Origin of the sequence: Bradyrhizobium sp. DN3, from assembly GCF_041357655.1 — a bacterium.
In the GTDB taxonomy this organism is placed as follows: Bacteria; Pseudomonadota; Alphaproteobacteria; order Rhizobiales; family Xanthobacteraceae; genus Bradyrhizobium.
In genome coordinates this window covers 80,201-101,291 of the sequence record NZ_JAULLN010000021.1, presented here as the reverse complement: position 1 = coordinate 101,291, position 21,091 = coordinate 80,201, and the positions used below count along the sequence as shown (strand labels likewise).

At 65.6% G+C, this 21,091-nt stretch carries 18 protein-coding genes and 1 other RNA gene; 14 read left to right on the top strand and 5 right to left on the bottom strand.

Annotated features, from left to right (window positions below; all coding sequences use genetic code 11):
- Positions 1-17 precede the first annotated feature (17 nt).
- A complete protein-coding gene (locus AAE027_RS27875) occupies positions 18-650 on the bottom strand; it encodes a TetR/AcrR family transcriptional regulator (protein ID WP_370989303.1) in 633 nt (210 codons plus the stop codon).
- Between the two features lie 197 nt (positions 651-847).
- Between AAE027_RS27875 and AAE027_RS27870 the strand changes: the two genes are divergently transcribed.
- The 5 genes from AAE027_RS27870 to AAE027_RS27850 all read left to right on the top strand — a co-directional run bounded on the left by AAE027_RS27870 (position 848) and on the right by AAE027_RS27850 (position 7,717).
- Positions 848-2,164 carry an HlyD family efflux transporter periplasmic adaptor subunit gene (locus AAE027_RS27870; protein ID WP_370989304.1) on the top strand — a complete coding sequence of 439 codons (1,317 nt, stop codon included), beginning with the start codon at positions 848-850 and terminating at the stop codon, positions 2,162-2,164.
- A 211-nt stretch (positions 2,165-2,375) separates the two neighbouring features.
- Entirely contained in the window at positions 2,376-3,959 is a 1,584-nt protein-coding gene (locus AAE027_RS27865) for a DHA2 family efflux MFS transporter permease subunit (RefSeq protein WP_370989305.1), read from the top strand.
- A gap of 261 nt (positions 3,960-4,220) precedes the next feature.
- Positions 4,221-4,385, top strand: coding sequence for a hypothetical protein (locus AAE027_RS27860; RefSeq protein ID WP_164940314.1), 165 nt, complete (start codon positions 4,221-4,223; stop codon positions 4,383-4,385).
- 72 nt (positions 4,386-4,457) lie between these two features.
- Positions 4,458-6,257 carry an ABC transporter ATP-binding protein gene (locus AAE027_RS27855; protein WP_370989306.1) on the top strand — a complete coding sequence of 600 codons (1,800 nt, stop codon included), beginning with the start codon at positions 4,458-4,460 and terminating at the stop codon, positions 6,255-6,257.
- A 53-nt stretch (positions 6,258-6,310) separates the two neighbouring features.
- The gene (locus AAE027_RS27850) at positions 6,311-7,717 is read left to right on the top strand and encodes an MATE family efflux transporter (protein WP_370989307.1); all 1,407 of its coding nucleotides are present in this window, start codon (positions 6,311-6,313) and stop codon (positions 7,715-7,717) included.
- Between the two features lie 97 nt (positions 7,718-7,814).
- On the opposite strand, the gene AAE027_RS27845 is transcribed toward AAE027_RS27850, so the two are convergent.
- On the bottom strand, positions 7,815-8,558 hold the full coding sequence (locus AAE027_RS27845) for a sulfite exporter TauE/SafE family protein (RefSeq protein WP_370989308.1): 744 nt from the start codon (positions 8,556-8,558) through the stop codon (positions 7,815-7,817).
- 227 nt (positions 8,559-8,785) lie between these two features.
- Between AAE027_RS27845 and AAE027_RS27840 the strand changes: the two genes are divergently transcribed.
- Entirely contained in the window at positions 8,786-9,052 is a 267-nt protein-coding gene (locus AAE027_RS27840) for a hypothetical protein (protein WP_370989309.1), read from the top strand.
- A 5-nt stretch (positions 9,053-9,057) separates the two neighbouring features.
- Here the strand turns inward: AAE027_RS27840 and AAE027_RS27835 are convergent, their stop codons facing one another.
- The gene (locus AAE027_RS27835) at positions 9,058-10,428 is read right to left on the bottom strand and encodes an aminotransferase-like domain-containing protein (protein ID WP_370989310.1); all 1,371 of its coding nucleotides are present in this window, start codon (positions 10,426-10,428) and stop codon (positions 9,058-9,060) included.
- Positions 10,429-10,507: 79 nt separating this feature from the next.
- On the opposite strand from AAE027_RS27835, the gene AAE027_RS27830 reads away from it, so the two are divergent.
- The gene (locus tag AAE027_RS27830; protein WP_370989311.1) at positions 10,508-10,936 is read left to right on the top strand and encodes a DUF983 domain-containing protein; all 429 of its coding nucleotides are present in this window, start codon (positions 10,508-10,510) and stop codon (positions 10,934-10,936) included.
- 279 nt (positions 10,937-11,215) lie between these two features.
- Here the strand turns inward: AAE027_RS27830 and rnpB are convergent.
- Positions 11,216-11,696: RNase P RNA component class A (rnpB, locus tag AAE027_RS27825), an RNA gene on the bottom strand.
- A 150-nt stretch (positions 11,697-11,846) separates the two neighbouring features.
- Between rnpB and AAE027_RS27820 the strand changes: the two genes are divergently transcribed.
- Together AAE027_RS27820 and AAE027_RS27815 are read left to right on the top strand one after the other, a co-directional pair.
- Entirely contained in the window at positions 11,847-12,200 is a 354-nt protein-coding gene (locus tag AAE027_RS27820) for a YciI family protein (protein ID WP_091879244.1), read from the top strand.
- Positions 12,201-12,276: 76 nt separating this feature from the next.
- The gene (locus tag AAE027_RS27815; RefSeq protein WP_370989312.1) at positions 12,277-13,509 is read left to right on the top strand and encodes an RNA polymerase sigma factor; all 1,233 of its coding nucleotides are present in this window, start codon (positions 12,277-12,279) and stop codon (positions 13,507-13,509) included.
- Positions 13,510-13,623: 114 nt separating this feature from the next.
- On the opposite strand, the gene AAE027_RS27810 is transcribed toward AAE027_RS27815, so the two are convergent.
- Positions 13,624-14,406, bottom strand: coding sequence for an N-acetylmuramoyl-L-alanine amidase (locus tag AAE027_RS27810; protein WP_370989313.1), 783 nt, complete (start codon positions 14,404-14,406; stop codon positions 13,624-13,626).
- Between the two features lie 525 nt (positions 14,407-14,931).
- Between AAE027_RS27810 and rsmH the strand changes: the two genes are divergently transcribed.
- From rsmH to AAE027_RS27785, 5 genes are all read left to right on the top strand, one after another.
- On the top strand, positions 14,932-15,921 hold the full coding sequence (gene rsmH / locus AAE027_RS27805; RefSeq protein ID WP_370989314.1) for a 16S rRNA (cytosine(1402)-N(4))-methyltransferase RsmH: 990 nt from the start codon (positions 14,932-14,934) through the stop codon (positions 15,919-15,921).
- A gap of 4 nt (positions 15,922-15,925) precedes the next feature.
- Positions 15,926-16,318 (top strand): cell division protein FtsL, encoded by a 393-nt coding sequence (gene ftsL / locus AAE027_RS27800; protein ID WP_091879235.1) that lies wholly within the window; start codon positions 15,926-15,928, stop codon positions 16,316-16,318.
- Positions 16,315-18,069 (top strand): peptidoglycan D,D-transpeptidase FtsI family protein, encoded by a 1,755-nt coding sequence (locus tag AAE027_RS27795; protein ID WP_370989315.1) that lies wholly within the window; start codon positions 16,315-16,317, stop codon positions 18,067-18,069. The genes ftsL and AAE027_RS27795 overlap by 4 nt, the downstream gene beginning before the upstream one ends.
- Positions 18,070-18,153: 84 nt before the next feature.
- The gene (locus AAE027_RS27790) at positions 18,154-19,611 is read left to right on the top strand and encodes a UDP-N-acetylmuramoyl-L-alanyl-D-glutamate--2,6-diaminopimelate ligase (RefSeq protein ID WP_370989316.1); all 1,458 of its coding nucleotides are present in this window, start codon (positions 18,154-18,156) and stop codon (positions 19,609-19,611) included.
- The gene (locus tag AAE027_RS27785) at positions 19,608-20,987 is read left to right on the top strand and encodes a UDP-N-acetylmuramoyl-tripeptide--D-alanyl-D-alanine ligase (protein ID WP_370989317.1); all 1,380 of its coding nucleotides are present in this window, start codon (positions 19,608-19,610) and stop codon (positions 20,985-20,987) included. The genes AAE027_RS27790 and AAE027_RS27785 overlap by 4 nt, the downstream gene beginning before the upstream one ends.
- Positions 20,988-21,091: the final 104 nt, after the last annotated feature.

Here is a 21,091-nt window from a genome sequence, read left to right as displayed (position 1 = left end):
GCGCGGCCTGCTTGCCGTTACTTCCGGTACGCCGCCAGGAACATCCGCGTTGCGCTGTTGACCACCTCGGTCATCCGTTGTTCCGATGGCGCAGACGCGGCCTGGAAGACGAAGGGCAGGAACAGTGAAGCCTTGCAGAGTTCCATGAATTGCGAGGCAGCAAGATCGCAGTCGTCGATCGCGAGATCACCGGAGGCGACATGGGCTCTGAGATACTCGGAGAGGCGGTTGATGGTCTTGTCCAGTACCCGCCCATAGTAGCGGCGGCCGACATCGGGCATGCGCTCGGCGATCGCCATCACGGTGCGGATCGCCGATCCGCCGCCGGGGCGGCAGAGCAGATGGATGTAGGCCCGGCCGAACTCCTTCAGCGTGGTTTCGGCATCGCGCGCGGGATCGAAATTGAACACGACCTGGCCGTGCTGGAGCGCCTCCTCTTCGAGGATGGCTTCGAACAGCGCGCATTTGTCGGCGAAGTAGACATAGAGCGTGCCCTTTGAGACCTGCGCGGCGCGCGCGATCTCGCCCATGCTGGCCCCGTCGAAACCGAGCGCCATGAACACCTTGCGGGCACCGTCCAGGATCTGGCGGCGCTTGGAGCTGTCCTCCTCGTGGACGACGTGCAGATGTTCGCTGGCAGCTACAACCATTGGTTTAGGGTCTCGGAAGGTTTTGGATCGGGTCTGACACCATGAAACGCAAATATAAGGATTCGGGCCCGTAGGGTCCCGGACGGGAATATTATGTATATTGACCGAACGGTTCGGTCAATGGTATTTGAGGTGAGCGGGAGGGAACAGGCCGCACGACGGCCTGCCCTTGGTCGCGCTTTTTTGGGGAGGCCTTTATGGCCGTATCGAGAGACCAGGCTGCGCGCGTTCTTCGCCAGGAAGCGGTGGACGAGCAGACGGGCGGTGACGCTGCGACCGAGAAACCCGCCGTCCTGGCCGAGCAATTGCGCGCTCATGTGGCCGAGGAAACCAAGCGCCGCACCGCCGAGGTGGCCGAGAAGCCCGCACCCGACAGGGCGGCCCCGGCTGTACCTGCCGATAGCGCCGCTGCCGGCGCGCCCAGATCCGGCAAGCGCAAATTCGTCCTGATGGGCGTCGGCTTGCTGCTGGCGCTCGCGGTCGCGAGCTATGCCGGCTACTACACGCTGGTCGGCCGCTTCTACATCTCCACCGACGATGCCTATGTCCGCGCCAACAACACCATGCTCGGCGCGCGCGTCGCCGGTCACATCTCCTCGATACTCGCCGGCGATAACACGCCGGTTCGCGCCGGCGACGTCGTCTTCCGCATCGACGACGGCGACTACAAGATCGCGGTCGATGCCGCCGCGACCAAGATTACGACCCAGCAGGCGACGATCGATCGCATCGGCCGCCAGGTCGCCGCGCTCGACAGCCAGGTCGCGCAAGCCAAGGCGCAGCTCGTCTCGGCTGAGGCGGGCCTCAAGCGCGCCGATCTCGATTATGAGCGTCAGCAGGCGCTGAGCAACAAGGGGTTTGCCTCGCGCGCCGTGTTCGAGAGCTCGGAAGCCGGACGCGATCAGGGCGCCGCCGCGGTCAAGGCTGCGCAGGCCGCCTACGACGTCGCCGTCAGCAATGTCGACGTCGCCAAGGCGCAGCAGGCCGAAGCGCAGGCGCAGCTCGCCGAGCTCAAGACCACGCTCGCCAAGGCCGAGCGCGACCTCAGCTTCACCGCCGTGCGCGCGCCGGTCGACGGCACGTTCTCCAATCGCCTGGTCAGCGCCGGCGACTTCGTTGCGGTCGGCCAGCGCCTCGGCAACATCGTGCCGCTCAACGATGTCTATATCGACGCCAATTTCAAGGAAACGCAGCTCAAGCGCATCCGTCCCGGCCAGCCGGTGACGATCAAGGTCGATGCCTACGGCATGCGCAAGTTCTCGGGCGTGGTCGACAGCATCGCGGCGGGCGCAGGCTCGGTGTTCACGCTGCTGCCGCCTGACAATGCCACCGGCAATTTCACCAAGATCGTGCAGCGCGTGCCGGTGCGCATCCGCGTGCCGAAGTCGGTGGCGAAGCAGAACCTGCTCCGCGCCGGCATGTCGGTCTACGCCACCGTCGACACCAACAAAGGCGCGGCCGACGCCGACAGCGAGGTCGATCTCGACGATCCCACCGCGATCCACCCGCAGTAGGATTGATCACTCATGACTCGCGACACTCTAGCTCCGAGTGCAGCTGCGCTCCCTCTCCCGCTTGCGGGAGAGGGCAGGGGAGAGGGTGCCTCCGCTAGGGAGACTCCCCAAGAGGATAGAGCCCTCACCCGCCGCGCTCTGCGAGCGCGTCGACCTCTCCCGCAAGCGGGAGAGGTGAAGAGAGCTCGCAGCTTGCATCTGAGCTGACACCATGGCCAACGCCACCACCGCTTCACCTGCCATGATCGCGGATCCCGCTTCGGAGCGCATCGCGCCGAAGCGGCTGTTTGCCTTCATCATCATGGTGTTCGGGATGTTCATGTCGATCCTGGACATCCAGATCGTCTCGGCCTCCCTGAGCGAGATCCAGGCCGGCCTGTCGGCGAGCTCCAGCGAAGTGTCCTGGGTGCAGACCGCCTATCTGATCGCCGAAGTCATCGCGATCCCGCTGTCGGGATTTCTGTCGCGCGCTTTCGGTACGCGGCTGTTGTTCGCGATCTCGGCCGCCGGCTTCACCTTCTCGAGCCTGCTCTGCGGCTTCGCCACCACGATCGAGGAGATGATCCTCTGGCGCGCGCTCCAGGGCTTTTTGGGCGCCGGCATGATTCCGACGGTGTTCGCCTCGGCCTATACCGTCTTCCCGCGCACGAAATTCCACATCGTCGGTCCCATCATCGGTCTCGTCGCGACGCTGGCCCCGACCATTGGGCCGACCGTCGGCGGCTACATCACCGACCTGATGTCGTGGAACTGGCTGTTCTTCATCAACGTCGTGCCCGGCATCAGCATCACCTTGGGCGTGCTGGCGCTGGTCGATTTCGACGAGCCGCATTTCGAGCTGCTCGACCGCTTCGACTGGTGGGGCCTGCTGTTCATGGCCGGCTTCCTCGGCACGCTGGAATATGTGCTGGAGGAAGGTCCGCAATATGAATGGCTGCAGGACACCTCGGTGGCGATCTGCGCCTGGATCTGCGCGATCTCGGCGATCGCCTTCTTCTGGCGCGTCTTCACGGCGGCCGAGCCGATCGTCAATTTGCGCACCTTCTCCAACCGCAACTTCGCGATCGGTTGCCTGCTGCAGTTCTGCATCGGTATCGGCCTCTACGGCCTGACCTATATCTATCCGCGCTATCTCGCCGAAGTGCGCGGCTACAGCGCGCTGATGATCGGCGAGACCATGTTCGTCTCCGGCATCACCATGTTCCTGGTCGCGCCGCTGGTCGGCCGTCTCATGGTGAAGTTCGACATGCGCTACATGATCGCGTTCGGCCTCGTCGTGTTCGCGATCGGCTCCTACCAGATGACCTGGATCACCCGCGACTACGATTTCTACGAGCTGCTGGTGCCGCAGATCCTGCGCGGCATCGGCATGATGTTCGCGATGGTGCCGACCAACAACATCGCGCTCGGCACGCTGGCGCCTGACAGGGTGAAGAACGCGAGCGGCCTGTTCAACCTGATGCGCAATCTCGGCGGCGCGGTCGGGCTCGCCATCATCAACACCGTGCTCAACGATCGCACCGATCTGCACATCACGCGCCTGCAGGAGCGCGTGACCTGGGGCAACGCGACCGCGACCGAAACCCTGACCATGTTCATGCAGAAATTCCAGGGGCTCGGCGATTCCACGCTGATGGCGATGAAGCAGCTCTCCCAACTCGTGCACCGCCAGGCCGTGGTGATGAGCTTCGGCGACGCCTTCTTCATGCTGACGCTGTTCTATCTCGGCCTCAGCCTGCTGGTCGGGTTGCTGAACAAGCCGGCCGCGATGACCGGCGGCGGCGACGCGCATTGACGCGGCACTCTCGATGTCATCGCCCGCCTTGTGCGCACTTGCGCACTGGGGCGGGCGATCCAGTACGCCGCGGCTTATCGATTGAAATACTACCGCCTCTGGAATACTGGATGCCCCGCCTCCGCGGGGCATGACGGCGTTGATGCGCACCAAAGCCGCACCAAATTGCAACACTCATCTGTGATCTCGCGCGAGCCCCGTTGCAAATCGCAAACGACACATCTATAAAGCGCACCTCATTCAATCGAACCGGGGAGGGATTTGCATGATTTCGTCGCATTCGCAGATCGCACGCCCGCGCTCGATGTTCTGGCTCGGTATGTGCTCGGCCTCGTAGGGGCCCTTTCCGCCAGCTTCGATTGGGCCAAGGTTTCGGCCAAGCGCCCCGATCGCTCCGCTTCCCAAGTCAAAGTCAGTTTTGAGTGACGCCGTTTCGGCCCTCGCGGCCGGCCTGCGTCCATCGATGGAGCCGGCCTGCGCGAGCGGCCGGATGATGTCATGACCGCTCTGTCCAAAAAGCCCGCCGCGATCCGCGTGGTGCTGCCCTTCGTGTTCCGGCACTGGCTGAAGCAGCCCGGGCGCGGCCTCATCGTGGCCGGCGGCCTCTTGGGTGCGACCATCGCCGACCTGTTCATGCCGGTGTTCTCAGGACACCTGGTCGATGCGCTGACGCGCGGCCCATCCGATCCGGACGCGCGCCACGCGGCGCTGGTGGCATTCGGCGCCATCGTGGCGCTGGGCGCCGCCTCGATGGTGCTGCGGCTCGTCGGCCTCCAGGCGATCGTGCCGTTCACGCTGAAGATCATGTCCGACGTCGCGCAGGATGCGTTCACGCGCGTGCAGCGCTTCTCGACCGATTGGCACGCCAACTCCTTTGCAGGCTCCACGGTGCGCAAGATCACGCGCGGCATGTGGGCGCTCGACCTGCTCAACGACACCATTCTGATGGCGCTGGCGCCCTCGCTGCTGGTGCTGATCGGCTCGATGGTCCTGATCGGCGTGCATTGGACCTCGCTCGGCCTGGTGATCGCGCTCGGGGCGATCTTCTACGTCACGATCACGGTGGTGTTCTCGACCCGCTACATCGCGCCGGCGGCGCGCGTCTCCAATGCCTGGGACACCAAGGTCGGAGGCACGCTGGCGGACGCGCTGACCTGCAACGCCGTGGTGAAGTCGTTCGGTGCAGAGCTGCGCGAAGATGCACGGCTCGCCCGCGTCATCAGTCGCTGGCGCGTGCGCGTGCGGCGGACCTGGCTGCGCTACAATTACACGGCCATGTCGCAGCTTTCCCTGCTGCTGTGCCTGCGCGCATCCGTGATCGGCGGATCGGTGTTGCTGTGGATGTCAGGGCACGCCTCGCCCGGCGACGTCACCTATGTGCTGACGAGCTACTACGTCATCCACGCCTACTTGCGCGACGTCGGCATGCACATCAACAACCTCCAGCGCTCGGTCAACGACATGGACGAGCTGGTGGCGATCCACGACGAGCCGGTCGGCATTGCGGATGCTTCCGATGCGCGGCCGATCGCGATCGAGGGCGGCGAGATCGTGTTCGACGACGTCACGTTCCATTATGGCGGCCATCGCGCGCCGCTATATGACGGGCTGTCGCTGACGATCCGCGCCGGCGAGCGGGTCGGCCTCGTCGGCCGCTCTGGCTCCGGCAAGACGACCTTCGTCAAGCTGGTGCAGCGGCTTTACGACGTCTCCGGCGGCCGCGTGCTGATCGACGGGCAGGACATCGCGCTGGCTACGCAGCAATCGCTGCGCAGCCAGATCGCGATCGTGCAGCAGGAGCCGATCCTGTTCCATCGCTCGCTCGCCGAGAACATCGCCTATGGCCGGCCGGGCGCCAGCCTGCAGGCGATCGAGCAGGCGGCGCGGCTTGCGAATGCGCACGACTTCATCCTGCGTCTGCCCAAGGGCTACGGCACGCTGGTCGGCGAACGCGGCGTGAAGCTGTCGGGCGGCGAACGCCAGCGCGTCGCGCTGGCGCGCGCCTTCCTGGCGGATGCGCCGGTGCTGATCCTGGACGAGGCGACCTCGAGCCTCGATTCGGAATCGGAGGCCCTGATCCAGCAGGCGATGGAGCGGCTGATGAAGGGCCGCACCTCGATCGTGATCGCGCACCGCCTGTCGACGGTGAAGAGCCTCGATCGCATCCTGGTGTTCGACCGCGGCGAGATCGTCGAGCAGGGCACGCATGCTCTGCTCGCGGCCAAGCCCGGCGGCATCTATCGCGGCCTGTTCGAGCGCCAGGTGGTGGAGCTCGGACATATCGCAGCAGCGGAGTGAGGCGCGCGGCAGGGGCGAACGTCCCGATGTTACGGCGCCAAGGATGGACTGACATGAAAGACCTGACGAACGGCTCCATCGTGAGACACATCCTGGCCATGGCCCCTCCGATCATGGTCGGCATGGTCACGATCATGGTCTGCCAGCTGGTCGATCTCTACTTCGTCTCGGGATTGGGCGATGCAGCGGTCGCGGGCGTCGCCGCGGCCGGCAACGCAGGATTTCTCGTCAACGCGCTGATGCAGGTGCTCGGCGTCGGCACTGTTGCGCTGATTGCGCATGCGGTGGGACGCAAGGATCGGCAGGATGCCAATTTGATCTTCAACCAGGCGATCGCACTGTCTGTGCTGTTCGGCCTGCTGACTCTGGCCATGGGCGCAGCACTGTCGCGCTTCTATATGCGCTCGATTGCCGCGGACCAGGCGACGATCGAGGCGGGGACCATCTATCTGTTGTGGTTCATGCCGGCGCTCGCGCTGCAATTCGCCACGCAGGTGATGGCGTCTGCGCTGCGCGCGACCGGCATCGTGCGTCCCGCCATGCTGGTGCAGGCGCTTGCGGTCGTCATCAACATCGCGCTGGCGCCGGCGCTGATCGCGGGCTGGGGCACGGGCTGCGCACTCGGCGTTGCCGGCGCGGGGCTCGCAAGCTCGATCGCGGTGGTGATCGGCGTCCTGATGCTGCTGGCGTACTTCCGCAAGGTCGAGCGCTACGTCGCGTTCGACGCGACGCAGTGGCGCCCGCAGCCGCGCCATTTGAAGCGCATCCTCAATGTCGGGCTGCCCGCCAGCGGCGAATTCGCGATGATGTTCATCCTCATGGCGGTGGTCTACTACGTGTTGCGCGATTTCGGCGCGGCGGCGCAGGCGGGATTCGGCATCGGACAGCGCGTGCTCGGCCTGATCCAGATGCCGGCGCTCGCGGTCGCGCTGGCGGCCGGGCCGATCGCCGGCCAGAACGTCGGCGCTGCAAACGGCGCGCGCGTGCGCGAAACCTTCGTCAAGGCGGCGCTGATCACCACCGTCGTGATGATCGGCTTCATGATTCTTGCGCAGCTGAAGCCGGAACTGCTGCTCGCCGGATTCTCGAACGATCGGGAGACGATGGAGATCGCCTTCCTGTTCCTGCGGATCATCTCGCTCAACATGGTGGCGCAGGGCCTGATCTTCACCTGCTCGAGCATGTTCCAGGGGCTCGGCAATACCAAGCCGGTGCTCTTGAGCTCGGCGACACGCGTGTTCACCTATTCGTTGCCGGCGATCTGGCTGTCGACGCGGCCGGGCTTCCGCATGGAGCACGTGTGGTACTTGTCGATCGCTGCGACGACGCTCCATGCTGCGCTGAGCTTGTGGTTGTTGCGTCGCGAATTCAGGAGGCGACTGGTATTGCCCCGTCCGGAGCAACCCCTGGAGCAGGCGGGGACCGAGCCAGTCGCGCCTCCCGCACGCGTGCCCGCCTAAAGCGCGATGAGATTAGGATGAATCGTCATCGCGCTTTAGGTTGTTGTTTGAGCATGATCTTTTCGGAAAACCGCTCCGCACTTTTGCGGATCATGCTTTAGTGCGTACCAACACTATTCCAGACGAGGCCGAGGCCCGACAGGAATAGGAGGCCGAGCACGACATCGCCAAAATGCTTGTCGCTCAGGGCGTGATAGACCCGCGCGCCGGCCCATGCGCCGATCAGCGTGCCTGGAAATGCGACCAGCGCGAGCCAGACCACTTTGAGTTCGACGAGGCCCGAGGCGGTCTGCAACGCCAGCGCGGTCGCGAGCACCGTGAAATTGAAGAGCTGGAAGATGCCGCGCCGCTCGTGCTTGTTCCAGCCGCGGATGTTGGCCCACAGGATCGGCAGTGGCCCCGACAGTCCGGCGAGGCCGCCAAGAATGCCGCCGGCAAAGCCGATCGCGCCGTCGGCAATCCGGCCGCCGAACTTGATCGCGAGCGGCCTCTTGTTCAGATACAGCGCGCTCGAGAAGATCAGCAGCAGCACGCCGACGCTCAGCTTGAACACTTTTGGATCGGCCGCGGCGACCATCATCGTTCCCAGCGGCACGCCGATCAGTCCGCCGATCAGGAACGGCCAGACCAGCGAGAGGTCAAAACTCTTCCACATCGACGGTAGCGTCGAGGTTTGCGCGATCACCGAGCAGATCAGCACCAGCGGCACGGCGAGCGATGGCGGCAGCACATAGAGCCAGATGCCGAGCGCCATCAGCGCCGTGCCGAAGCCGGCCAGTCCCGAGACGAAGCCGCCGGCCAGCGCGCCGAACAGCAGCAGGACGTAGGTGAGCGTTTCCAATGGATCATCCTTGTCGCAATGGGCGATTCCGAACGGTTGATCGCCATTGCCCGCATAGCACGCTTGCTGGATTGCAGGTCAATCCATGCTGCACGCAAGCGTGATCTGCGGCGTTCGGGCTTTCGCGAAAGACACGCCTACATGACGGTCGTACTGCAATTCCGGGGCCCCCGACGCCATCGTGCGCTCCGATCGGCCAGTCCCGAACGAGATGATGGAGAATGACGATGACCCGCATGAACATTGCCGTTGCGGCCGCGCTGTTGTCGGCGACGGCCTTGATGCCGACAATGGCGCAGGCGCAGTTTTCGGAGCCTGCGGCCTATCAGGCCGCCCATCCCGACCGCGACGTGCTGAATGGCGGTCAGCTCACGCCGGCTGGGCGCGCCGCGCGCGGCGAGCCGGGCAGCCCGCGCGATGCCTATGCATTGCAGGCCTATCCGTCACCCGCTGTGCCCGTGGTTCGCTCGCGCCATCGCCGTCCTCATCAATAAAGAGTCTAGACGATCTGCCTGGTGTCGGCGGGCTCGTGCAGCGCGCCGACCAGGATGCGCAGCGCCTCGGTCAATTCCGCCCGGTTGCGCGCTGCGCCCAGCGAGAGGCGCGCCGCATGTGGCGGTGTTCCGTCCACGGTGAAGGTTTCGCCGCCTACCACCGCGAGTCCATTCCGCAAGAGATGCCCCGCGACATCGGACCGGCCCTCCGGCAGCCGCAGCCAGAGATGATGAGCGGCGGGCCTGGCCAGGAACTGAAACCCCTTCAGCGCCCGCTGCGCGAGCTGTTGGCGGCCGACTGCCTCGTTGCGGATGGCGGTGATGATGCGATCGGCAATGCCGGTCTCGATCCAATGCGTGACCAGCGCGACCATCAGCGGCGCCGGCATCTGCACGGTGGCCTGCAAATGGCTACGCATCGTCTGCTGCGCGTCGCTGTCGGGCGCCAACAGATAGGCGACGCGCAGCGCCGGCGCGATGCATTTTGACAGCGTGGTCGCGAGATAAGTCCGCTCCGGAATGAGGTTCGCGATCGGCGATGCCGAGCGATCGAGCAGCCCGTAGGCGTCGTCCTCGATCAGCGTCGTGCCGGCATCGCTGATGATCTTTGCGATGGCGTGACGCCGCTCGGCGGACAATGTCGCCGTGGTCGGATTGTGCAGCGTCGGAATGAGATAGACGGCCTTCGGGCTGTGCGCGCGGCAGGCCTTCGCCAGCGCGTCGGGCAGGATGCCGCCGTCGTCCATGGCGACACCGACGAGCTTGACGCCGAGCCGCGCCGCGGCGGCCTTGATGCCGGGAAAGGTGAGCGCTTCCGTCAGCACGATTTCGCCGGGCCGCGCGAGATGGGCGAGCAGGTTGAACAGGATCGTTTGCGCGCCCGGAAAGATCACCAACCTGTCGGCATGTGTATGCGGAACGCGCGCGCGCATCCAGCGCGCTGCGACCTCGCGCTCATGCGCGCTGCCGCCTGGCGGCTGGTAGTTGAGATGCGCCGTCAGGCCCGATTGCGCGCGGATCGACTCCATTCCGGCGATGATGCGCTCGTCGAGCTGCGCCTCGAGCGGACGCGGCGGCACATTCATCGAGAGATCAATCGCGACGGGATGCGGCATGTCGACCGCACGGCGCGCGCTGGTCTCCGATACGAACGAGCCTTGTCCGACCCGGGCCTCCATGATGCCGCGGCGCCGCGCCTCGGTGTAGGCGCGCGTCACCGTGGTGAGATCGATGCCGAGTGCTTTTGCGAGTGCCCGCTGCGTCGGCAATTGCTGGCCGCGCACCAGCCTCCCTGCGGCGATGTCGGCCTCCATGGCTTCGACGATGCGCTGGTAGCGCGGGCCGGAGAGCTCCGAGATTGTAGGGGTCCAGTCCATGCAATATAGGCCCATATCCTTTGAATGTATGGATACAAGATATTATTGTCTGGATCGTTGAAAAGGAAGAGGTGTGGTCATGGCGACGGTCTCTCTGGCAAAGGCGATGTGGCGCGGCTTCAGCGGCAAATGTCCCAATTGCGGGGAAGGGCACATGTTCGGCCGCTTCCTGAAAGTGGCTCACGCTTGCGACCACTGCGGCGAGGAGCTGTTCCACCAACGCGCAGACGACTTTCCTGCCTATCTCGTGATGGTCGTGGTCGGCCATCTCGTGGTGCCGGCGATCCTCGCGGTCGAGACGGCCTACGCGCCGGCACTCTGGCTGCAACTCGCGCTGTGGCTGCCGGTGACCCTGTTCGCCTCGCTCGCATTACTGCAGCGGACCAAGGGCGCCATCGTCGGGCTGCAATGGCAGCTTGGCATGCACGGTTTCGAGGCGAGCAAGCTGCGGCGCGAGGCCGGCGAGCTTGCACCCGTCATCGTAAAGGCGAATACGCGCGCGGCCTAACGTGGCCGCAGCGTTTACATTGCGCGGCCGGCCGCTACATCGTCATTCCGGGGCGTGCGCAGCACGAACCCGGAATCCATTTCTCCACCAACGTGCCGTCCGATGGATTCCGGGCTCTCGCTTCGCGCGCCCCGGAATGACACCATTTAAATGGCTGCGCGCTTGCCCCTAAAATGGTGAGGGGCCCGGCGTATTCACGCCGAACCCCTCGTTGCTTCCTTAGCAAGACGCGTTTTCCTCACGCGAACCGGAAACCCACTTCGCTCGAAAACGCTTTAGAATATCAGCCGGCCTGTAAGCCGGGTTCTGTAGGGCACCGTCAGCTTGCGCGAACGGTACGTGACGGCCATTCCTCTGGGGTCATGTTTGCACATGGCCTCGGGCAACCTACCCGGACGGCGGGCCTGACATCGCCCCGCGGCGTTATCGCTTGCGCGAACAGCCCGCTGCGCCGTCCCTATTCGGTTTTGCTCCCGGTGGGGTTTACCATGCCGGCTCCGTTGCCGCAGCCGCGGTGCGCTCTTACCGCACCTTTTCACCCTTACCCGCCTATGCAGCTTGCGCTGCTTCGGCGTGGCGAGCCTCGCGGGCTTGTCACGCCATAGCCCCGAAGGGGCGAAGGCGGGCGGTTCGTTTTCTGTGGCACTTTCCCTGGGGTTACCCCCGCCGGACGTTATCCGGCACCGCATGTCAAGGGAGCCCGGACTTTCCTCCCCGGCGGCCTTTCGGCCCCTGCCGGAGCGGCCGTCCGGCCGACTGACGGTCTACGCATGGAGCATTTGTGACGGTTCCGTCAAGCCGATATCGCCGTGCACGCTTGGCCCGAAATAATTTATCCTGAAGATGTCGTTTGGAGCGTGCCCCGTTCGACTGGATGTCGGCAACACAGCCGAACAACAGGAGTGAAGCGATGCAGTATCTGCTGATGATCTACCAGAACGAGGCCGAGTACGCGAAGATTGACACGGGAACCACTCAGAAGATGTCGGCGGAGTATGAGGCCTTCACGCAATCCATCATCCGGAACGGCAATTTCAAGGCCGGCGATCGGCTCCGGCCGACCACGACCGCGACCACGGTGCGCGTGCGCGACGGCAAGACGCTGACGACCGACGGTCCGTTCGCGGAAACGCGCGAGCAGCTCGGCGGCTACTATCTGATCGAGGCCAAGGATCTCGACGCCGCGATCGAGATTGCGGCGCGGATTCCCAGCGCGCGCATCGGGTCGATCGAGGTGCGGCCGATCTGGGTGTATGAGAAGTGACAACTCTCACCTTCGTCATTCCTGGCTCGCGGCCTTGCCGCGTCCGGGAATGACGGGAGGAGAGTGATCGTGTGACATGACCCCTTCCGAGATCGAAGCCATCTTCCGTGACGAGGCGGGGCGGGCGCTGGCCACGCTGATCCGCCTCGTCGGTGATTTCGATCTCGCCGAGGATTCGCTTCAGGACGCCTTCGCCGTCGCGCTGGAACGCTGGCCGGCCTGCGAGGTCCCCGACAATCCGCGCGCCTGGCTGGTCAATGTCGCCCGCAACAAGGCGATCGACCGCATTCGCCGCCGGGCCATCTTTCGCGGCAAGCAGCAAGCGCTGGTGCACGAGCTCGAGCTGAACGCGCAAGCGCCTGACGAGCCGCCGGCCATGCTCGACGACGACATGCTGAGGTTGATCTTCACCTGCTGCCATCCCGCGTTCGCAGCCGAAGTCCAGATCGCGCTGACGCTGCGCACCGTGTGCGGGCTCTCCACCGCGCAGGTGGCGCGCGCCTTTCTCGTCAGCGAGGAGGCGATGGCCCAGCGCCTCGTTCGCGCCAAGCAGAAGATCCGCCTCGCCGGTATTCCTTACGAAGTGCCGGAGCGCGACGCGCTGGCGCTGCGGCTCGACGGCGTGCTCGCCGTGATCTATCTCGTCTTCACCGAAGGCTACGTGGCGACCTCGGGTACGGGCCTGATGCGGCCCGATTTCGTCGTCGAGGCGATCCGGCTCGGCCGCCTGCTCGACCGGTTGATGCCCGATCGCGCCGGCATCAAGGGCCTGCTGGCGTTGATGCTGCTGCACGATGCGCGCCGCGGCGGGCGCGAGACACCGGCCGGCGATATCGTGCTGCTAGAGGAACAGGATCGCTCGCTGTGGGATCGCGCGCAGATCGAGGAGGGCCTGCTCCTGGTGGAGGACGCGCTGCGCCTACCCAGCCGCCCGCAACCCTATGCCGTGCAAGCCGCGATCGCGGCGCTGCATGCACGCGCGACCAGCTTTGAGGAGACCGATTGGCCGCAGATTGCGGGGCTCTACGAGGTGCTGCTACGCATCAGTCCCTCGCCGGTGATCGAGCTGAATCATGCCGCGGCGGTGTCGATGGTCGATGGACCTTCACGTGCGCTCGCTCTTGTCGACGCGATCACCGCGCGCGGCGGGCTTGATGGCTACGAGCTGTTGCCCGCGGTGCGCGCGGATCTGTTGCGGCGGCTCGGCCGCAAGGACGAGGCGCGCGAGGCGTATCGGGCGGCGACGGAGGCGACGCAGCTGGAGCCGTTGCGGCGGCTGTATGCGCGACGGGTGAGGGAGATGGGATAGTCGCCACGAGCTCCGTCATTGCGAGGAGTGAACGAAGCTATCCAGAGTGTTTCCGCGGAGACAGTCTGTATTGCTTCGCTTCGCTCGCAATGACAGAGTATGTGGCCGTCGTCGTCACTTCGACGCGACAGGCGTCCCCTCTTGCGGCAAGCTCGCCAGCAACGCCTGCAATGTCGATAGCGTGGAATGATCGGCGACACCATCCAGACGGGCCGGGCGGAAGTGGCGCTGGAAGGCGGTGATGACTTCCATGGTCGCGGCATCGTATTTGCCGGTCAGCGGCACGCCGTAGCCGTATCTGGCGAGCGCCTGCTGCATGCTCAGCACGGCGTCGCTGATGGTGCCGAGCATCAGGGTCTCGCCGCGCACGACCGGGGCGGGCGTCACCCAGTGGCCGACGCCGGAATTGGCCAGCGAATGCCACGGAAATTTTTCGCCGGGATCCTTCTTGCGCGTGGGCGCGACGTCGGAATGGCCGAGCACCCGGTGCGGCGGCACCTTGCGGCGGAGCATGATGCCGCGGCACAGCGCGATCACGGCGGCGATCTGGCGCAGCGGATACTCCGGATAGCCCCAGTCATGCCCGCGATTGATGATCTCGATGCCGATCGAGCAGGAGTTGATGTCGTCCTCGCCGGCCCAGGACGCGACGCCGGCGTGCCAGGCGCGTCTGGCCTCGGGCACGCATTGCACGATGCGGCCATCCTCCAGCACGACGTAGTGCGCCGACACTTCTGTCCCCGCCGTGCACAGCCGCGCCAGCGCGCCCTCGACATCGGGCATGCCGGTGTAGTGCAGCACGATCATGTCCGGCTGGCGTCCCTTGGCGCGCTCGCCATGGTTCGGCGAAGGGATGATGTCGGAGACGATCGAGGAATCCGGATCGAACGTCCGCATGCCCGCCGCGGCTTTGGGAACCGGCAGAACGCGTTGACGCTTCGAATCAGATCCAGACGGCGTGGACGAACCGGACGGCATGGACAGCTCGAGTTGGACGGAGAGTGTGGGCCAAGCCCTTCTCTTTACTATTCCTTTACCCTCGGCCGCGCGCAATCGCGCGGCGCGGTTAACGAATGCATTTTGGCGCATGTGTGTGGATGAAGCATCACCACAACGTCACCATTTCGACTTGTCGCGAGCCGATCAACGCTTTCTTAACGCTAAGGGCCGTTACTGAGAGATGAAGTGCCGACCCGCGTACGGAGGCGGCCAAAGCGTATTTTGGCTCGAAATCCCATGGCTGCCCGACAAAATTCGCTGGGAACACTGGGTTTGCCGCCCGGGACGACCGGACTCGATAACCATGTAGGACGAGGGCTTTGTCGTGGAACCGCCGCGACGCAGAATCATTCGAGGCGTCATGGGCTGTTTCGTTCCCGATCTGGCGTCGACGTCAGGCCGGGCGTTCGGCAGGCGTGGCGCATGAGCTCGGCTCCGCACATTCCGGTTCTCGGCCGCGAGGCCATCGACCATCTCGCCCCGCGGGAGGGCGGTATTTACGTCGATGCCACCTTCGGCGCCGGCGGCTACAGCCGTGCCATTCTCGATGTGGCGGGAACTCGGCTCATTGCCATTGACCGCGATCGTACTGCGATCGCTGGCGGTGCCGAGCTCGTCGAACGCTCCGCCGGCCGGCTCACGCTGGTCGAAGACCGCTTCTCCAACCTCGCCGAGGTTTGCGCGGCGCAGGGCGTCGACACCGTCGATGGCATCGTGATGGATGTCGGCGTGTCCTCGATGCAGCTCGACCAGGCAGCACGCGGCTTCTCCTTCCGTCTCGACGGTCCGCTCGACATGCGGATGGGGCAGGCGGGCCCGACCGCGGCGGACGTCGTCGCGCGCGCCTCCGAAGGCGATCTCGCCGACATCATCTATCTCTTCGGCGAGGAGCGGCATTCGCGGCGCATCGCCCGTGCCATCGTTGCAGATCGGCAGGAGACGCCGCTCACGACCACGCGCGCGCTCGCCGATCTCGTCGGCAGGGTCGTGCGCTCGAAGCCCGGCGACATTCATCCGGCAACGCGGACGTTCCAGGCGCTGCGCATCTTCGTCAACGAAGAGCTCGAGGAACTCCAGACGGCGCTCGCTGCGGCCGAGCGCGTGCTCAAGCCCGGCGGCCGCCTCGTCGTGGTCTCGTTCCATTCGCTGGAAGACCGCATCGTCAAGAATTTTCTCGCCTCACGTTCCAAGAGCGGCGGCGGCTCGCGGCATCTGCCGGAGGTCGCGCAGGCCGCGCCGAGCTTCCAGCTGCTGACGCGGCGGCCGGTCGTCGCCGGTGAGGACGAAGTGGCGCATAACCCGCGTGCGCGCTCCGCAAAGCTGCGCGCCGCCGAGCGCACCTCGGCGCCCGCGCATGACGATGGCGAGCCATCGTCCTGGCCAAGACTCTCCGACGTCATGAGGGGCGGCTAGCGGCATGCGCTTCATCCACCTCCTCGTCATCGGCGCGCTGATCTTCGCGGCGGCCCATGTCTACCGGATCAAGATGGACTCCACCGCGCGCACCGAGAAGGTGCTGCGGCTGCATGCGGAGATCCGGGAGCAGCGCGATGCGATCGCCTCGCTGCGCGCCGAATGGGCCAAGCTCGATGCGCCGCTGCGCCTGCAAGGATTGTCAGACCGGCATCTGTCGCTCAAGCCGGTCAACGGCACGCAATATGACTCGCTGAAGAACCTGCCGGAGCGCCCGCCGCGGATGTTCAGACCGGGTGAGCCCGACCCGATCGGAGCGATGCTCAACACCATCGAAGCCGCCAGCGATCCCGAGACCGTGACGGGCTCCGTGCCTCAGCCGGAGGACAATCAATGAGCGCTCCGATCCCGGCAAAACCCATGGAAAAGCCGACCGAGCCTTGGCGGCAGCGGCTGATCCGCAGCCTGCTCTACGGGCGCAATGTCGATCGCGCGGCGAAGGCGCGCGCGCGTGTTGGCCTCGCAATGCTCGCCTTCGCCTCGGTCTATGCCCTGATCGGCGGCCGCCTCGTGATGTTCGCGATCGGCGCCGACGCCCACGGTGCACGCCGCGCCGCGGCGCAGGAAGTGGTCGCGACCGCGCGGCCCGACATCGTCGACCGCAACGGTGCGATCCTGGCAACCGACGTCAAGGCGGCGAGCCTGTTCGGCGAGCCACGCCGCATCATCGACAAGGACGAGGCGATCGAGCTTTTGACCGCCACCGTGCCCGACCTCGACGAGGCCGAGGTGCGCGAGCGCCTGAAGACGCGCAAGGGCTTCGTTTGGCTCAAGCGCGAGGTCACGTCGAAGCAGCAGCAGGACATCCACAAGCTCGGCGTTCCCGGCATCGGCTTCCTGCGCGAGAACAAGCGCGTCTATCCGACCGGCAACGAAGTCGCCCACCTCATCGGTCTCGTCAATATCGACAACCAGGGCATCGCCGGGCTGGAGAAGTGGCTCGACAATCAAGGGCTCGCCGATCTCCATCGCGCCGGCTTCGCCACCGACCGGCTGCAAAAGCCGATCGAGCTCTCGGTCGATCTGCGCGTCGAGCACGCGCTCCGTGACGAGCTGTTGAAGGCCAAGGACAAGTTCCACGCCAAGGCCGCCTCCGGCATCGTCTCCAACGTCAAGACCGGCGAGATCGTGGCGATGGTCTCCCTGCCGGACTTCGATCCCAACAATCCGAAGGAAGCGCACGACCCCGACCGCATCAACCGCCTGACCACCGGCGTCTACGAGATGGGCTCGACCTTCAAGGCGTTCACGCTGGCGATGGCGCTCGATTCCGGCAAGATCAACCTGAACTCGTCGTGGGATGCGCGCGGAAATCTGCACTACGGCAAGTTCACCATCCACGACAGCCACCCGCTCGGGCGTTTCATCAACACCAAGGAAGTGTTCACCTTCTCGTCCAACATCGGCGCGGCGCGGATCGCGCTCAGCCAGGGTGTCGAGGCCCACAAGGCGTTCCTCGCCAAGATGGGCCAGTTGACGCGGCTGCGCACCGAACTGCCGGAGAGCGCGGCGCCGCTGATCCCGCGCCGCTGGAGCGAGCTGAACACGGTCACGGCAGCCTTCGGCCAGGGTCTCTCGGTGGCGCCGCTCCAGGCGGTGATGGGCATCAACGCGCTGGTGAACGGCGGCTATTTGATTCCGCCGACCTTCATGAAGCGCAGCGAAGCGGAAGCGGCGGCGCTGGCCAAGCGCGTGATCAAGCAGGACACCAGCGACAAGATGCGGTATCTGATGCGGCTCAATGCCGAGATCGGTACCGCCAAGACCGCCGACATCAAGGGCTACTACGTCGGCGGCAAGACCGGCACGTCCGAGAAGGTCATCAACGGGCGCTATGCCAAGAAGCGGGTGCTCAACTCCTTCACCGCGGTCATGCCCTGCGACGATCCGAAATATCACATCCTGATCATGCTGGACGAGCCGCAGGCGATTCCTGAAACCAAGGGTTTCATCACGTCGGGCTGGAACGCGGTGCCGACGGGCGGCAAGGTGATCGAGCGAATCGCGCCGCTTCTGGGCGTCGAGCCGCGGTTCGACCTGCCGCCGTCCGACCGCCTTATTCTTGCAGCATCCAGGACAACCCAGTAATCAACCGGGTAGGCCGTTGCCGCTGCTGAGTCGGGGCTTTTCCGAAGATTCGGCTTTCCGGCACGGCGTGTCGACTGGAACACCATGAAGCTGCGCGAACTGCTAGGCAATGATGCCGCAATCGAGCCCGCTGCCACGGCGCTCGATGTGAGCGGCCTTGCGCTCGACAGCCGCCAGGTCAGGCCGGGCGATCTCTTCTTCGCACTTGCGGGCAGCAAGACCGACGGCGCGCGCTTCATCGATGCTGCGGTCGCGGCAGGCGCGGTGGCCGTCGTCGGCGACCATGCGTTTGATGGGCTCAAGGTGCCGTTCGTCACGGTCGCCAATCCACGCCGCGCTCTGGCGCTGGCCGCGGCAAGGTTCTTTCCCGCACAGCCCGCGACGATTGCCGCGGTGACCGGCACCAGCGGCAAGACCTCGGTCGCAGCCTTCACGCGCCAGATCTGGGAGCGGCTGGGGCATGCCTCCGCCAGCATCGGCACCATCGGCCTCGTCTCGCCCAAGCGCACCGTCTACGGCTCGCTGACGACGCCGGACCCGATCGCGCTGCACCGGCAGATCGACGAGATCGCGCGCGACGGCGTGACGCATCTCGCCTTCGAGGCGTCCTCGCACGGGCTCGACCAGTACCGCCTCGACGGCGTGCGCGTCTGCGCCGGCGGCTTCACCAATCTCTCGCGCGACCACATGGACTATCATCCGACCGTCGCACATTATCTCGCGGCCAAGCTCCGCCTGTTCCGCGAGCTGGTCGCCCCTGATGGAGCAGCGGTGATCTCGGCCGATCATGATTGTTCAGTGGACGTCATTGACGCGGCGAAGGCGCGCGGCCTGCGCGTGATGGCAGTCGGCCGCAACGGCGGCGGGGCAGGCGAGGGCATTCGTCTCGCCGGTGCCGAGGTCGAGGGCTTTTCGCAAGCGCTCGCGCTCGAGCATCGCGGCAAGCGTTACGCGGTCCGGCTGCCGCTGGTCGGCGAGTTCCAGATCGAGAACGCGCTGGTGTCTGCCGGCCTTGCCATCGGCACCGGCAGCGATGCGGCAAACGTGTTCGCGAGCCTCGAACATCTCGAAGGCGCCAAGGGCCGGCTCGAACGAGTCGGCGAGCGCAACGGCGCGCCGATCTTCGTCGACTACGCGCATAAACCCGATGCGCTGGCGAAGGCTTTGCAGGCGCTGCGTCCCTACGCCAGGCGCAAGCTGATCGTCGTGTTCGGCGCCGGTGGCGATCGCGATGCCGGCAAGCGGCCGATCATGGGCGAGATCGCGGCCGAGAACGCCGATGGCGTCATCATCACCGACGACAATCCGCGCAGCGAGCAGCCGGAAGCGATCCGCGCGGCGATCCTCGCCACCGCGAAGGGCGCTCGCGAGATCGGCGACCGCACTGCTGCGATCCGCGCGGCGATCGAGGACTTGCAGGAGGGCGATGCGCTCCTCATCGCCGGCAAGGGCCACGAGACCGGGCAGATCGTCGGCGGCGAGGTGCTGCCTTTCAGTGATCACGAGGCGGTCGCCGCCGCACTAGCATCGAGGGTTGCATGAGCGCGCCGATATGGACGGTTGCCGAGGTGGCGCGCGCGCTGGGTGTCGGCGGATCATTCCCGGATACGCCGATCGATTTCGTCACCCAGGACAGCCGCCTGGTGAAGCCGGGCAGCCTGTTCGTCGCGCTGAGCGGCACGCCAAGCGGTGGCTTCGTCTCCGCCTTCGCCAGCGCGCGTGACGGCTGGGAGTTCGCGGACAAGGCGGAAGCCTCGGGAGCGGTCGCGATGATCGTGCCGCACGAGATCGCGGGCATCCGCATTCCCCAGATCGTCGTGAAGGATACACTGATCGACGGCCTGTGGGGCCTTGCGCGCGCCGCGCGCGCTCGCTTTGGCGGTCCGGTGATTGGGCTCACCGGCAGCGCTGGCAAGACCAGCACCAAGGAGTTTCTGGCCGCTTACCCCAACGCCTATGCCAGCCCGTCGAGCTTCAACAATTTCTGGGGCGTGCCGCTGACGCTGTGCAACGCCAGGCCGGACGCCAGCCTCTGGGTCGTCGAGATGGGCATGAACCAGCCCGGCGAAATCGCGCGGCTCAGCGAGTTGACGCGGCCGACGGTCGCGCTGGTCGTCAACGTCCAGCCGGTGCATCTGGAAAAGCTCGGCTCGCTCGAAGCTATCAGGCGCGAGAAAGTATCGATCGCGCTCGGCCTGCCCGAGGACGGCGTGCTGGTGCTGCCCGCCGGGATCAAGGCGCCGGATTGGAAAGGCACGGTGGTGCGCTTCGGCGAGCATGCCGAGGTGCACGAGATCGCGCACGCCCCGCATGGCGAGAGCTGGCAGGTCGTGGCCAAGCTCGGCAAGAAGGAGATCGCCTTCAGCCTCACGCCGGGCGCGCCGCACCGCGTACAGAATGCGCTGGCCGCGCTCGCCGCGATCCGCGCGGCGAACCTCGATGCGGCGACGCTCGCGATCAAACTCGACCGGGTCGGCATCATGACCGGCCGCGGCGTCGAGCAGGCGGTCGGCGGCATCACCGTGATCGACGACAGTTTCAACGGCAACCCGGCCAGCGTCGCTGCTGCGCTGCAAAGCCTGCAGGCGCGCAACATGACTGGCGGGCGCCGCATTGCGGTGCTCGGCGACATGCTGGAGCTGGGTGCTGACGCACCAAGCTACCACACCGGCCTCGCCAAGCATCTCGAAGGCATCGACGGCGTCTATTGTGTCGGGTCCCTGATGCGCCACCTCTTCGACGTGCTGCCGTCAGGCAAGGGCCTCGGCTGGCACGACGATCCCGCCACGCTGAAGCCGGACGAGGTTGCGAGCCTGCTGAAGGCAGGCGACGTCGTGGTTGTCAAGGGCAGCAAGAAGATGTTCTGGGTCAACAAGTTTGTGCCGGGCCTGGTGGCCGCCTTGCAGGCAAAGGCGTAAACTGCTTGGAAGGCGCTGTTCCCGAATCCCCCTTTGCGGTGCGAAGCCGTGCGTTGTCCCTGAGGTCGCGCCCGCCCCGATGATGAAGGCCAGCGAATGCGCGT

What these genes read in the sequence shown, in the direction of transcription:
- AAE027_RS27875 (WP_370989303.1), bottom strand. Translation starts at nt 650, where the DNA reads ATGGTTGTAGCTGCCAGCGAACATCTGCACGTCGTCCACGAGGAGGAC.
- AAE027_RS27870 (WP_370989304.1), top strand. Translation starts at nt 848, where the DNA reads ATGGCCGTATCGAGAGACCAGGCTGCGCGCGTTCTTCGCCAGGAAGCG.
- AAE027_RS27865 (WP_370989305.1), top strand. Translation starts at nt 2,376, where the DNA reads ATGGCCAACGCCACCACCGCTTCACCTGCCATGATCGCGGATCCCGCT.
- AAE027_RS27855 (WP_370989306.1), top strand. Translation starts at nt 4,458, where the DNA reads ATGACCGCTCTGTCCAAAAAGCCCGCCGCGATCCGCGTGGTGCTGCCC.
- AAE027_RS27850 (WP_370989307.1), top strand. Translation starts at nt 6,311, where the DNA reads ATGAAAGACCTGACGAACGGCTCCATCGTGAGACACATCCTGGCCATG.
- AAE027_RS27840 (WP_370989309.1), top strand. Translation starts at nt 8,786, where the DNA reads ATGACCCGCATGAACATTGCCGTTGCGGCCGCGCTGTTGTCGGCGACG.
- AAE027_RS27835 (WP_370989310.1), bottom strand. Translation starts at nt 10,428, where the DNA reads ATGGACTGGACCCCTACAATCTCGGAGCTCTCCGGCCCGCGCTACCAG.
- AAE027_RS27830 (WP_370989311.1), top strand. Translation starts at nt 10,508, where the DNA reads ATGGCGACGGTCTCTCTGGCAAAGGCGATGTGGCGCGGCTTCAGCGGC.
- AAE027_RS27820 (WP_091879244.1), top strand. Translation starts at nt 11,847, where the DNA reads ATGCAGTATCTGCTGATGATCTACCAGAACGAGGCCGAGTACGCGAAG.
- AAE027_RS27815 (WP_370989312.1), top strand. Translation starts at nt 12,277, where the DNA reads ATGACCCCTTCCGAGATCGAAGCCATCTTCCGTGACGAGGCGGGGCGG.
- AAE027_RS27810 (WP_370989313.1), bottom strand. Translation starts at nt 14,406, where the DNA reads ATGCGGACGTTCGATCCGGATTCCTCGATCGTCTCCGACATCATCCCT.
- rsmH (WP_370989314.1), top strand. Translation starts at nt 14,932, where the DNA reads ATGAGCTCGGCTCCGCACATTCCGGTTCTCGGCCGCGAGGCCATCGAC.
- ftsL (WP_091879235.1), top strand. Translation starts at nt 15,926, where the DNA reads ATGCGCTTCATCCACCTCCTCGTCATCGGCGCGCTGATCTTCGCGGCG.
- AAE027_RS27795 (WP_370989315.1), top strand. Translation starts at nt 16,315, where the DNA reads ATGAGCGCTCCGATCCCGGCAAAACCCATGGAAAAGCCGACCGAGCCT.
- AAE027_RS27790 (WP_370989316.1), top strand. Translation starts at nt 18,154, where the DNA reads ATGAAGCTGCGCGAACTGCTAGGCAATGATGCCGCAATCGAGCCCGCT.
- AAE027_RS27785 (WP_370989317.1), top strand. Translation starts at nt 19,608, where the DNA reads ATGAGCGCGCCGATATGGACGGTTGCCGAGGTGGCGCGCGCGCTGGGT.